Annotated in this window: 12 protein-coding genes; 5 read left to right on the forward strand and 7 right to left on the reverse strand. The window is 63.6% G+C overall.

Annotation, left to right across the window (positions count from 1 at the left end; translation table 11 throughout):
* The first annotated feature begins 322 nt into the window (after window positions 1–322).
* From KY379_RS14575 to KY379_RS14595, 5 genes are all read left to right on the forward strand, one after another.
* The gene (locus KY379_RS14575; RefSeq protein ID WP_133331686.1) at window positions 323–1966 is read left to right on the forward strand and encodes an acetolactate synthase large subunit; all 1644 of its coding nucleotides are present in this window, start codon (window positions 323–325) and stop codon (window positions 1964–1966) included.
* Window positions 1967–2062: 96 nt separating this feature from the next.
* Window positions 2063–2614, forward strand: a complete 552-nt coding sequence (locus KY379_RS14580) for a UPF0149 family protein (protein ID WP_133331687.1) — start codon at window positions 2063–2065, stop codon at window positions 2612–2614.
* A 167-nt stretch (window positions 2615–2781) separates the two neighbouring features.
* The gene (locus KY379_RS14585; protein ID WP_133331688.1) at window positions 2782–3405 is read left to right on the forward strand and encodes a glutathione S-transferase family protein; all 624 of its coding nucleotides are present in this window, start codon (window positions 2782–2784) and stop codon (window positions 3403–3405) included.
* A gap of 28 nt (window positions 3406–3433) precedes the next feature.
* Window positions 3434–5455 carry a pyridoxamine 5'-phosphate oxidase family protein gene (locus tag KY379_RS14590; RefSeq protein ID WP_261240668.1) on the forward strand — a complete coding sequence of 674 codons (2022 nt, stop codon included), beginning with the start codon at window positions 3434–3436 and terminating at the stop codon, window positions 5453–5455.
* Between the two features lie 60 nt (window positions 5456–5515).
* Entirely contained in the window at window positions 5516–6415 is a 900-nt protein-coding gene (locus KY379_RS14595) for a LysR family transcriptional regulator (RefSeq protein WP_133331690.1), read from the forward strand.
* A 7-nt stretch (window positions 6416–6422) separates the two neighbouring features.
* Here KY379_RS14595 and KY379_RS14600 read toward each other — a convergent pair whose 3' ends face one another.
* The 7 genes from KY379_RS14600 to KY379_RS14630 form a co-directional block, all read right to left on the reverse strand.
* Complete coding sequence (locus KY379_RS14600) at window positions 6423–7307, reverse strand: aldose 1-epimerase (protein ID WP_261240666.1); 885 nt, start codon at window positions 7305–7307, stop codon at window positions 6423–6425.
* A gap of 24 nt (window positions 7308–7331) precedes the next feature.
* Window positions 7332–8255, reverse strand: coding sequence for an EamA family transporter (locus KY379_RS14605; RefSeq protein WP_261240664.1), 924 nt, complete (start codon window positions 8253–8255; stop codon window positions 7332–7334).
* Between the two features lie 54 nt (window positions 8256–8309).
* The gene (locus tag KY379_RS14610; RefSeq protein WP_133331693.1) at window positions 8310–9590 is read right to left on the reverse strand and encodes a TRAP transporter large permease; all 1281 of its coding nucleotides are present in this window, start codon (window positions 9588–9590) and stop codon (window positions 8310–8312) included.
* Window positions 9591–10115 (reverse strand): TRAP transporter small permease, encoded by a 525-nt coding sequence (locus KY379_RS14615; RefSeq protein WP_133331694.1) that lies wholly within the window; start codon window positions 10113–10115, stop codon window positions 9591–9593.
* A 66-nt stretch (window positions 10116–10181) separates the two neighbouring features.
* Window positions 10182–11153 carry a TRAP transporter substrate-binding protein gene (locus tag KY379_RS14620; protein ID WP_133331695.1) on the reverse strand — a complete coding sequence of 324 codons (972 nt, stop codon included), beginning with the start codon at window positions 11151–11153 and terminating at the stop codon, window positions 10182–10184.
* Window positions 11154–11221: 68 nt separating this feature from the next.
* On the reverse strand, window positions 11222–12100 hold the full coding sequence (locus KY379_RS14625) for an SMP-30/gluconolactonase/LRE family protein (protein ID WP_261240661.1): 879 nt from the start codon (window positions 12098–12100) through the stop codon (window positions 11222–11224).
* 18 nt (window positions 12101–12118) lie between these two features.
* Window positions 12119–12925 carry an NAD-dependent epimerase/dehydratase family protein gene (locus KY379_RS14630; protein WP_133331697.1) on the reverse strand — a complete coding sequence of 269 codons (807 nt, stop codon included), beginning with the start codon at window positions 12923–12925 and terminating at the stop codon, window positions 12119–12121.
* Between the last annotated feature and the right edge of the window lie 26 nt (window positions 12926–12951).

Raw genomic sequence — 12951 nt, forward strand, 5'->3', positions numbered from 1 at the left:
CCATGTGAGAGTAGGTCATCGTCAAGATTCATTTCGCAAAACCCCTATCTGCGCGAGCAGGTAGGGGTTTTGTCTTTGTGCGCTTATCGCCCCGATTCGGCGCTTTGACGCTGCAACCAAAGGTCTTTTGTCTGTATCCTCCTATCTGCACGGTCGATAGAGTGCGACAATATTTCTCGCAAAATAACGTGACTTGTTCGCGCTTAAGCTGCGTCAAGACTTAAGTTCGGGGCAATCCTGGCCCCCGAACCGAGCGATGCCAGCGTACCGTGCTGCGCATTTCTGGACTTTTACCGTCCGATCACTTGAGGTTACAAGCAAGATGGCCAAGGCCGCCGATGTCGTTGTGCAATGCCTGGAAAACGAAGGTGTCGAGTATGTGTTCGGCATTCCCGGTGAGGAAAACCTCGACCTGCTGGAATCCCTGCGCAAGTCGAAGATCAAGCTGGTACTGACCCGCCACGAGCAGTCCGCGGGCTTCATGGCTGCTACCTATGGCCGCCTGACCGGCAAGACCGGCGTCAGTCTGTCGACCCTGGGCCCTGGCGCCACCAACCTGGTAACCGCCAGTGCATACGCCTACCTGGGCGGCATGCCGATGATGATGATCACCGGCCAGAAGCCGATCAAGAAGTCCAAGCAAGGCCGCTTCCAGATCATTGACGTGTGCGGCATGATGGACCCCATCACCAAGTACACCCACCAGTTCGCCTCGGCCGACAACATCCCGGCGCGCATGCGCGAAGCCTTCCGCCTGGCTGAAGAAGAGAAGCCGGGTGCGGTGCACCTGGAGCTGCCGGAAGACATCGCCGCCGAGCAGACCGACGCCCTGCCGATCCCGCGCAGCCTGCACCGTCGCCCGCTGGCCGAGCACGTGGCCATCGAAGCCGCCGTCGAGAAACTGCAGAAGGCCCGCAGCCCGATCCTGGTGATCGGCGCCGGCGCCAACCGCAAGATGACCGCCAAGGTCCTCAAGCAACTGATCGACAACACCGGCATCCCGTTCATCACCACCCAGATGGGTAAAGGCGTGGTCGACGAGCGCCATCCGCGCTTCCTCGGCAACGCCGCGCTGTCCTCCGGTGACTTCGTCCACCGCGCCATCGAAGCGGCCGACCTGATCATCAACATCGGCCACGACGTGATCGAGAAGCCACCGTTCTTCATGGTCCGTGGTGGCACCGAAGTCATCCACATCAGCTTCCGCTCCGCTGAAGTCGATGCCGTGTATTTCCCGCAGGTCGAAGTGATCGGCGACATCGCCAACGCTGTGTGGCAGATCGGCGAAGCGCTGACCGACACCTCGCACTGGGACTTCACCCGCCTGCTGGCCATCCGCGAGGCCAACGAAGTACAGATCGCCGAAGGCGCCGACGACGACCGTTTCCCGGTCTACCCGCAGCGCATGGTCGCCGACATCCGTCGCGTGCTGCCGTCCGAAGGCATCGTCGCCCTGGACAACGGCATCTACAAGATCTGGTTCGCCCGCAACTACAAGGCGCACAAACCCAACACCGTGCTGCTCGACAACGCCCTGGCGACCATGGGCGCCGGCCTGCCATCGGCCATGGCGGCGCACCTGGTGTACCCGGATCGCCCGGTCATCTCCGTGTGCGGCGACGGCGGCTTCATGATGAACAGCCAGGAGCTGGAAACCGCAGTCCGTCTGGGCATGCACATCACCGTGGTGATCCTGCGTGACGACGGCTACGGCATGATTCGCTGGAAGCAGGCCAACATGGGCTTCACCGATTTCGGCCTGGACTACGGCAACCCGGACTTCGTCAAATACGCCGAAGCCTACGGTGCCAATGGCCACCGTGTCGAAAGCGCCGACGCCTTGCTGCCGCTGCTCGAGCACTGCATCAAGACCCCAGGTGTGCACGTGATCGACTGCCCGGTCGATTACAGCGAGAACGACCGCATCCTCAACAGCGAGCTGCGTGAGCGCGCGCTGGCAGTGTAAGGTCTGATCGCCGGCAAGGCAGCTCCCAGGAGCCGCCTTGCCGGCGATGCTTTTGTGCTAGGGTGCAGGCAAATCTGCCTTCCAGGACACCCGCCCATGCTCCCCGCCCTCAGCGACAAAGAACTCCATCGCCTAGAAGACCTGCTGATCACTTACGGCAACGACTACTCGGTGCTCAACCTGGCCGAACTCAACGGCTTCTTTACCGCTCTCGCCAGTTCCCCGACTCGTGTCAATCCCGAGCAATGGCTGCCTGCCGTGGCCGGTGGCAAGGTCCCCAAGTTCAAGAAACCCGCCCATGAAGAGGCCTATACGGCGCTGATGCTGCGCTATGCCCATCAGGTCGGCGAAGCTCTGGCCGACGATCTTGAACACTTCGAGCCGTTGTTCGAACAGAGTGAAGTCGAAGAAGGGCCGGCGGTGATCATGGAAGAGTGGTGCTTCGGCTATATGCGCGGTACCCAGGTAGCCGCTTGGGCTGAGCTGCCCCCAGAGCAGGACCGATTGCTCAAGACCATTTCCCTGCATGGTCTGGAAGATAACTTCGAACTGCTCGATGCCATGAGTTTCGACGAACTGCAGGCGTGTGTGCCGCAGGTGGTCGAAGCGGTGCGCGAGTTGTACCGCTACCAGAAACAGCGCCACTGAATCGCAGCCGCCTCATCGACGGCAAACGGTTAGCACGTCATTTGCGGGCGATTGTTTCGCACCGCGAAATTATGGATTGCTAGCGACGCTGATTCTCCTGTCAGCCGAATCGGCGCAGCATGGCTCCTGACCCGCACCAGCCCGGTGCCGCCCAGGAGCCTGCGACCATGATCAAACTCTACAACTTCCCCAAGTCCGGCCATGCTCACCGCATCGACCTGATGTTGTCCTTGCTCGACCTGCCCGCCGAGCGGGTGTTCGTCGACCTGGCCAAAGGCGCCCACAAGACGCCGGAGTTCCTGGCCATGAACCCCTTTGGCCAGGTCCCTGTGCTGGACGACAACGGCACTATCATTGCCGACTCCAACGCCATCCTCGTCTACCTGGCCAGCACTTACGACACACGGGGCCAGTGGCTGCCGCGTGATCCGCTCGGTGCCGCTCGTGTGCAGCGCTGGCTGTCGGTCGCCGCTGGCCTGTTGGCCTTCGGACCGGCCGCGGCTCGCTTGAACACGGTGTTCGGCGCTTCGTTCAACAGCGACGAAGTGATCAACCGAGCCCATACGCTGCTCAAGGTCATGGACGCGGAACTGGGCAAGACGCCGTTCCTGGTCGGCAATGAGCCGACCATCGCCGATATCGCCAACTATTCCTACATCGCCCATGCCCCCGAAGGTAACGTTTCGCTCGATGCCTACCCCCACGTGCGCGCCTGGCTGAACCGCATCGAAGCGCTGCCGGGGTTCATCGGCATGCCTCGCACTGCCGTGGGTCTGGAGACCCGCGCCTGAGCCATTCTCCACAGTGAGGTATACGGCCATGCAGCAGATTCCCACCTCTACTCAGTCGCCTTGGCACGCCGGCGAAAAACGTCTCCAGGAGCGCGCCGGCGTTGCCGAGCGCATGGAGGCGTTCGGGCAGAAGGTCATCCGTGACCATATGCCCGACCAGCACCGTACCTTCTTCCAGCAATTGCCATTCATGGTCGCCGGCACGGTGGATCCCGCCGGCCGACCCTGGGCGACCTTGCTGGAAGGGCCGGAAGGCTTCGTCGAATCGCCAGACCCCCGGCAGTTGCTCATCCATGTCGCGCAAGCCGAGGATGATCCGGCGGCGGCAGGGCTGCTGGCAGGGGAGGCCATCGGCCTGTTGGGTATCGAGTTGCATACCCGCCGGCGCAACCGACTCAATGGGGTGCTGCAGGCTTCGACCGACGGTCTGCTGCAGGTTCAGGTGCAGCAGTCGTTCGGCAACTGTCCCCAGTACATCCAGTTGCGTGACTACGTTCGTGTGGTGCCAACGGCTGGTCTGCGTCAGGACTCGAACACGCTGGATGCTGCGGCGGTAGCCATGATCGAAGGCGCCGATACTTTCTTCGTCGCCAGCTATTTCACCGATGCCAACGGCCAGCGTGCGGTGGATGTCTCCCACCGTGGTGGCCGGCCAGGTTTCGTCCGGGTCGAGGGCAATCGCCTGACCATCCCCGACTACGCTGGCAACCTGCACTTCAACACCTTGGGCAACCTGCTGGAAAACCCCCAGGCCGGCCTGTTGTTCGTGGATTTTCGCAGCGGTGACGTGTTGCAGCTCTCCGGGCGTACCGAGATCATCCTCGACAGCCCAGTGATCCAGGCATTCGAGGGCGCCGAGCGGCTCTGGGTGCTGGAGGTCGAACAGATGGTCAGGCGTCCAGCCGCGCTGTCGCTGCGCTGGACGTTCCATGAATATGCACCCACCAGCTTGCTCACCGGCACCTGGAGCGAAGCCCTGCAGCGCTTGGAACAGCAGCGCCGCGAGCGGCAGTGGCTGAGCTGGAAGGTGGTGCGTATCGAGCAGGAAAGCCAGGACATCCGCTCCTTCCACCTGGCTGCGGACATGCCTGTAGCATTCGTGCCGGGGCAGCACATACCGGTACGCATTGCCGTACCGGGCCAGGCACCGTTGATCCGCACCTACAGCCTGTCGTATGCCCCTTCCGATGGCCAACTGCGCATCAGCGTCAAGGCCCAAGGACCAGCATCGCGCTACCTGCACACGCATATCGGCGTCGGCGATACACTCGATGTGCGCCTGCCCATGGGCAGCTTCACCCTCGACAGCCTCAGCCCCCGACCCTTGGTGCTGATCGGTGCCGGTGTCGGCATCACGCCGCTGATGGCCATGCTGCGCGAACAGCTGGCGAGCACCCCGAGCCGACGTGTTCATCTGTTTCAGGGGGCTCGCAGCCTGGCGGACCTGCCGTTCCAGGGTGAACTTGCCGCCTTGCAGCAGCATGCTGGCGAGCGGTTGCGCCTGCACCGTGCGCTCAGCCAACCGGAAGCAGGGGCTGTCCCGGGGCGCGACTACGAGCACACCGGCCGCCTCGGCATCGAGCAGATCAAGGCGGCTCTGACCCTGGACGACTACGACTTCTACCTGTGCGGACCCGGTGCCTTCACCCAAGATATCTACGAAGGCCTGCGCAGCGTCGGAGTGGCGGATGGACGCATTCACGCCGAGGCGTTCGGCCCGTCCACGCTTCGCCGCCATGGCGACGGCGATCAGCCGGTGTTGCAACAGCCCCCTGCCGCCAGCCAAGCGGTCCCGGTATATTTCGCCCGTTCGGCCAAGGAGGCACGTTGGGCTCCTGAAAGCGGCACCTTGCTCGAATTGGCCGAGGCTCGTGGGCTTTCCCCTGAGTTCAGTTGCCGGGGCGGTTCATGCGGCACCTGTCGGACCAAGGTGGTCAGTGGCCAGGTGCATTACCCAAACCCGCCGGCCGAATTGCCCGATGCCGGCGAAGCACTGATTTGCTGCGCCGTGCCGGCCTCCAGCGAGCAGCCGCTGGTACTGGATATCTGAAACCACCCAAGCGCCTCGGATGAGTGATAATCCATGCACCTTTGATGCCCTGGAGGCGGCATGGACCAGATCCACCTGATGCGAGTGTTCGTGGCAGTCGGTGAACTCGAGAGTTTTGCCGCCGCCGCGCGTCGCCTGGGTATTTCACCGGCTGCGGTCACCCGCGCGGTCGGCGCGCTGGAGGAAAACCTCGGGGTCAAGCTGCTGTTGCGTACCACGCGTAACGTGCGTCTGACCGAAGCGGGCAGCCGCTATCTTGAGGATTCGCGCAATATCCTGGCCAGTGTGCACGAGGCCAACGAGGCAGCCGCCGGCATCAATGCAACGCCGCGCGGCAACCTGGCGGTGACCGCGCCGCTGCTGTTCGGCAAGCAGTTCGTCATGCCCTGCATCGTTCGCTACCTGGCCGCCTACCCTGAGGTGGATGTCTCGGCGTTCTTCCTCGACCGTGTGGTGAACCTGGTAGAGGAGGGTATGGACGTCGCCGTGCGCATCGGCCCATTGCCGGACTCGGGCCTCAAGGCCAAGCAGGTCGGCAAGGTTCGCCGGCTGTTGTGTGCTTCGCCGGACTACCTGGCGCAGTACGGTGCACCCCGTCATCCCAGGGAGCTGACGCAGCACGCCGTGATCGCTGCCAGTGGCGTCAGCCCGGGCCTGGACTGGAAGTTTCGCGAGGGCGAGGGAGTGATGACGGTGAGGATCAAGCCACGGTTGACCGTGTCCAGCAACGATGCGGCGATCGTCGCCGCCTGTGCCGGCGCGGGCATCGCACGTCTGCTGTCCTATCAGGTAGCCGATGAGCTGATGGCCGGACGCCTGTGCACGGTGTTGGAGGATTTCGAAGAGGCGCCCTGGCCGATCCATGTCCTGCATCGTGAAAGCAAGTATGGCTCGACCAAGGTTCGAGCCTTCATCGACCTGCTGGTCGCCTCGCTCGGTCAGTACCGCTACCTGAACTGAACGGCGCTCAACCCGGCTGCTCCGCCAAGGGCTGGTACTGCAGGCGCAGGCCCAGTGTATGGCGTTGCCCGCGCTGGAGCAGGCGCAGCCCTGGGCGTTGGGGCAGGTGATGGGCGTTGATCGGGTGACTGACGGGCTCGAAGCAGAAAAAATCCCGCTGCTCGGGGCAGAACAGCAGGAAATGCTCGGCGCCTTGGGCCGAACAGCTCAAGCGATAGCCGGCGTCAGCCTGCTCGATCAGACACTGTCCTGACCAGCCACTGAAGGCATGGTCCACGACTGCTGTCGGCAAGGGCCGCAGGCGCTCGAAACGCCACTGCTGCGGCACGGCTTCCTGGCGCTCGGGCAGTTGCCCTGGCTCGCCGATCCACACCGTTTCTGCCGCCGCCTGCAGCCGCGTATGTGCGTTGCGGGGGAAGTACGGGTGCAGGCCCAGGCCGTGCCACATGGGGCGCGTGTCCTGATGGATGACCGTCAGCTGCAGTGTCAGGCAGCCGTCGTGCAAGTCGATGTCCAGCAGCGCTTGATAGGCGAACGGAATCTGGCTGGACAGACCGAGCCGAGCCGATCGCTGAGTCTGACGTTGGACTTCCCAGGCCTGTTGCCAGCCGCTGCCATGGATGGGGTAGGGGTCGTGTGTTGTGTTAGGTGACAGCTGCAACCAGCCATCGGGCGTGGCGATGCCCCCGCCAGCGATGCGGTTGGACCACGGCACCAGCGGATAGCACCCCAGCGCCCGTGGGTTGGCACTGGCCAGCCCATTGGCATCGGTCGGGCGCAGCAAGGGCTGGCCGCTGGTTTTCACCTGCCAGTTGACCAGGCTCGCCCCCAGCGACGGAGCGATGCTCAGGGAGGTGAGCGCGTCCTGCAGGTGTAGCAACGGTATCGACATGTCAGGTTCCCGTGGTCAGTGGATTCAGGCGGCGCGGCGCCAGGTCAGCAGGACGATGCCGCACACCACCACGGCGCCGCCCAGCAACTGCGACGCGCCCAGGTGCTGATCGAGCAAGGCCCAGCCCAACAGCAGGGTCGCGATCGGTTCGACGTTCATCACTGGCGCGTTGCGCGCCATGTTCAGGCGCGGCACGCAGACGAACAGCAAGCTGAATGCCACGCCGTACAGCACCACCAAGCTGGCCAGTGCCAGCCAGCCGTTGAGACTGCCCGGTAGCGCCAGTCCGGCGGGCATGACTCCGCTGAGCCCCGCCAACAGCATGCTGACGAACACCACCAGCAAGGTCAGCAGGCTGCGCACCGGGCCACGGACCGCGGCAAGCTTGTGATCAGTGATCCACAGCGCACAGGCGAACACGCAGGCAGCGGTGAAGGCCAGGCTGACGCCCAGTTGCCAGTGGTGATCGACCTGACCGGTCTTGCCAAGCTGACCGGGCACATCCAGGGCCAGCACCAGACCGATCAGGATCAGGCTCATGAACAGCACCGTGCGGGTATTCGGGCGAGGCCCGCCGAGCGCCCAGGTCAGCAGCGCCAGGAGCATCGGAAAGGTATTGCCGACCAGCAACGCGAGTGCCACCGGAATGCGCGCCACCGCCGAATACAGGCACAGGCTCTGGGTGGCGATCAATAACCCGAGCAGCAGTTGCCAGCCCCGGGTGCCCGCTGGCAGGCCCAAGGGCTGGCGTTGCCAGAGGACCAGTGCGCTCAACACCAACAGGGTGATGCCCGAACGGCACAGAATCGCCAGAAGCACCCCGGTGTCGTTGTCGAAAGCGATGCGCGCAGCGATATGGTTGCCGGCGAACGAGCAGGCGAGCAAGGCCAGCAGCGCTACCGCCAGCTTGCGCGGCAGCAGCGGTACGGCAGGTGAAGAAACAGCCATGTGCAGAATCCATTCGAAGGCGGGGGCGGGCCGGTGGGCCCGCCATTCACGAGGTCAGAGCAGCACGCTCGGCAGCCACAGAGAGATCGCCGGGATGTAGGTCACCGCCAGCAATACCAGGAACAGCGCCACGTAGAAGGGCAGCAACGCCTTGACCGTCGCTTCGATGCTGACCTTGCCGACCGCCGAACCGACGAACAGCACCGCGCCCACCGGTGGGGTGATCAGGCCGATCCCCAGGTTGACCAGCATGATCATGCCGAACTGCACCGGATCCACGCCGATACCGGTGATCACCGGCATCAGGATCGGCGTCAGGATCAGGATCAGCGGGGCCATGTCCATCACCGTGCCCAGCAGCAGGAGCATGAAGTTGATGCACATCAGGATCACGTAGCGGTTGTCGGACAGGGTCAGGAACGCCGTGGTGATCTTCGAAGGGATCTGCATCAACGTCATGACGTAACCGAAGCTGGCGGCGAAGCCGATCAGGATCATCACGATCGAGATGGTCCGTACCGTGCGGTGCATCAGCTTGGGCAGATCACGCCACTTGTAGTCGCGGTAGATGAACATGGTCACGAAGAACGACCAGACCACGGCGATCGCTGCCGACTCGGTCGCGGTGAACACCCCCGAAAGGATACCGCCAAGAATGATCACCATGGCCATCAGGCCCCACAACGCCTCGCCGGCGATCTTCAGCGCCTGACGCAGCGGAATGACCTCGCCCTTGGGGTAGTTGCGGCGTTTGGCGAAGATCAGGCACAGGCCCATCATCACCGCGCTGAGCAGCAGCCCGGGCATGACCCCGGCGATGAACAGCGAGCCGATCGACACCGTGCCGCCAGCGGCCAGGGAATACAGCACCGAGTTATGGCTCGGCGGGGTCAGCAGGGCCTGCACCGATCCGCTCACCGTCACCGCGGTGGAGAATTCCCGCGGATAGCCCTTGCGCTCCATTTCCGGAATCAATACCGAACCGACCGAGGCAGTGTCGGCCACCGAGGAACCGGAGATGGCGCCGAAGAACGTCGAGGCGGTGATGTTGACCAGGGACAGGCCACCCCGCACGAAGCCTACCAGCACCCCGGCGAAGGCCACCAGGCGCCTGGACATGCCGCCCTCGGCCATGATCGCACCGGCCAGGACGAAGAACGGGATCGCCAGCAGCGAGAATTTGTTAACCCCGCTGGCGACCTGAATCATCATGGCCTGCAGTGGAATATCGATCCACCAGGCGCCGATCAGCGCCGACAGGCCCAACGCATACGCCACCGGCATGCCCAGGACGATGAGCAGAATGAAGCTGCCCAACAGAATGAACGCATCCATTTACGCCGCTCCTTCACTTTCTTCAAGGTCGAAGCGCACGACCTTGCGCTGGCTCTGATCGCCGAGAACGAGTTTTTCCAAGACGAAGATCAAGGTCAGCACGCCACCGATGGGAATGGGCGCGTAGCTCACGCCTACCCGCACGCTGGGCAGCGAGGCCATGAACTGCTTCCAGGTGGTGATGCACAGCTTGGTGCCGTAATAGGTCATGAACAGGCACACCCCGACCATCAGCAGCTGCACCAGCAGCGCCGCAGCCCGGCGGGCGCCATCAGGCAGGCGATCGGTGACCATCGCCACCGCCATGTGCGCGCCGGCACGGTAGCTGGCAGCGGCACCGACGAAGGTGAATACCACCATCAGCATGATGGCGACCGGCTCCGGCCAGCTCGAGCCGGTGCCCAGCACGTAACGGGCGAAGATGCCCCAGGGAATGATCAGGGACATGGTCAGCACCGACAGACCGGCTATCCAGATGCAGGCGCTATACAGCGCATCGTTGGTACGCAGAACAATGCTTTTCATCGAACATCACCCAAGCGGCAGATGGCGTGGCCAGGCTGCCGCGGTCGTCTGGAGAGGAAAGGGCGATCAGTTCACCGCGTCGATACGTTTCATCAGGTCGGCGAAGTCCTTGCCATACTGCTCGCGCACCGACGCGGTAGCGTCGTAGAAGGGCTTCTTGTCGACGGTGATGAACTCCACGCCGGCGGCCTTGAGTTTCTCCTCGCTGGCGGCGGTCTTGGCGTCCCACAGCTCGCGCTCTTCCATCTGCGCTTCGCGGGCGACTTTCTTCACCAGGGCCTGTTGCTCGGGGGTGAGGGCGTTCCAGGTGGTCTTGGACATCACCACCGGCTCAGGCAGGATCAGGTGACCGGTGAGGGTGTAGTACTTGGCATTCTGGTAGTGGTTGTGCTCGAGCAGGGTCGGTGGGTTGTTCTCGGCCCCATCGATCACGCCGGTCTGCAGCGCGCTGAAGATTTCCCCGGTGTCCATGGCGATGCCGTTGCCGCCCATGGCATTCATCATGTCGATGAACAGCGGGTTGCCCTGCACGCGGATCTTCATGCCTTTGAGGTCGCCGATGCTGCGCACCGGTTGCTTGGTGTAGAGGTTGCGGGTGCCGCCATCCATCCAGGCCAGCGCCACCAGGTTGAAGTCGGAGTTGGTGATCTTGTCGAGGATCTCCTGGCCGATCTCGCCATCGATGACCTTGCGCATGTGATCGTGGTCACGGAACACGAACGGCATGTTGAACACGTTGACGTCGGGGACCACCGGGCCGACGATGCCGAGGCTGACGCGGGTCATCTGCACGGCACCGATCTGCGCCTGCTCGATCACTTCCTTTTCCGAGCCGAGCACACCGCCGGGAAACATCTTGAAGGTGATTTCGCCGTTGCTGGCGGCTTCGATCTTCTTGCCCATGTTCTGCTCGGCGACCACGGTGGGGTAGCCGGCCGGGTGAATCTCGGCGAACTTGATGTCCAGCGCCGATGCCGGACCGGCAAAGCCAAAGGCGAATGGGAGTACGGCAAGAAGCAGCTTGCGTTTGAAGGTCATGATGAAACTCCGTGGTTGTTATTATCCGGTTTCGCAGATGTAGGTTTCGCAGCTTTGCAACGTGGGTGTCAGGCGCGCCAGGCCGGCTCCTCCAGGCCCTTGACCCCAGGGCGCAGGGCAAACACGCCACCGGCCAGGGGCTGATCCTGAAGGTCGACGCCGGCGGGGCGGATCGAGGTGACGAACAGCGTATCCAGGCCGGGACCGCCGAAAGCGCACATCGAGGGCTTGCGCACCGGTAGGGTGAGCGAACGGTCCAGGCGTCCTTCGGGCGTGAAACGATGGACCTGTCCGGCGTCGTTGGCGCAGATCCAGTAGCAGCCGTCTTCATCCACCGCCGCGCCATCGGGCCGCCCAGGGTAGTCGTGCATGTCGACGAACAGCTTGCGGTTGTGCGCAGTCCCGGTCTCGATGTCGTAGTCGAATGCCCAGATGGTCTGGACGTCGGGGTGCGAGTCGGACAGGTACATGCGGTCGCCCGCGGGGCTGAAGGCCAAGCCGTTGGGCACGATCAGACCGTCCAGTTGCACGTTCAGACGAGCGCCGGCTTCGTCCAGCCGATACAGTGCCCCGACCGCAGCGCCCCGTTGCATGTCCAGGAGCATGCTGCCGGCCCAGAAGCGTCCCTGCCGGTCGCAACGGCCGTCGTTCAGGCGCATGCCGGCCTGGCCGTGTTCGGCGCTGGCCAGCCGCTCGCCGTGCAGACGCCCGTCGGCACCTGCTCGCAGGTGGAACACACCGCTCTCCATGCCTGCCAGCCAGCCGTGTTCGGTGCGGGCGATGCAGGCGAGCATTTCATCGGCCTGCCAGTGCTGATGCTGGCCGTCCTGCCAGCGGTGCAGATGCCCGGCCGGGATGTCGACCCAGTACAGGGCCTGCTCGTGGGCATGCCACACCGGGCTCTCGCCCGTGGCATTGCGCGCATCGACGATCAGTTCGCAGTCCATGATCCTGACTCCCTGGGTTCAGTCGAACGGGCCAGCCGCGACGAAGGCGCCGCCCTGATACACCATGCTCGGATCGTCGGCAGCAGGTGCAGGTTGGGCCTCCACTGCTGTGCGGAAGCGTTCCGAGCTGTCCTTGGGGGTGAAGCCGAGGTGCGCCGCGTAGCGATTGTCCCACCACTGGTCGCGGTTGGCGGAGGCGCCATAGACCACGGTGTGGCCGACAGCAGGGGTGAACAGCGAGCGCTCGATGAGTTGGGTGAGGTCGTCATAGCTCAGCCAGGTGCTGAGCATCCGCCGGTTCTGCGGCTCGGGGAACGAAGAGCCGATGCGGATACTGACGGTCTCGATACCGTAGCGGTCGAAGTAGAAGCTCGCGACGTCTTCGCCATAGCATTTGGACAAGCCGTAGTAGCTGTCCGGTCGGCGCAGGGCGTGGGCGTCGATGACTTCATCCTGGCGGTAGAAGCCGATGGTGTGGTTGGAACTGGCGAACACCACGCGCTTGACGCCGTGCCGGCGTGCCGCCTCGTAGACGTGGAAGACGCCACAGATATTCGGGCCCAGGATGTCCTCGAAGGCATGTTCCGTGGACACGCCGCCGAAGTGCACGATGGCATCTACCCCCTCGACCAGCGCATGCACCGCGGCCTTGTCGGCCAGGTCGCAGAGGATGACTTCTTCATGGGGCCCCGCGGCAGGTGCCATTGGGGCAATGTCGGAGAGGCGCAGGATCTCGGCGCAGCCGCCAAGGCGTTGACGAAGCACCTGGCCCAGGCCGCCTGCGGCTCCAGTGAGCAGCAGGCGTTTGAAGGGAGTTTTGGTCATGGCAGCTCTTTATTGTCTTTTGTTGT

Origin of the sequence: Pseudomonas sp. HD6422 (assembly GCF_025377065.1) — a bacterium.
Classification (GTDB): domain Bacteria; phylum Pseudomonadota; class Gammaproteobacteria; order Pseudomonadales; family Pseudomonadaceae; genus Aquipseudomonas; species Aquipseudomonas putida_U.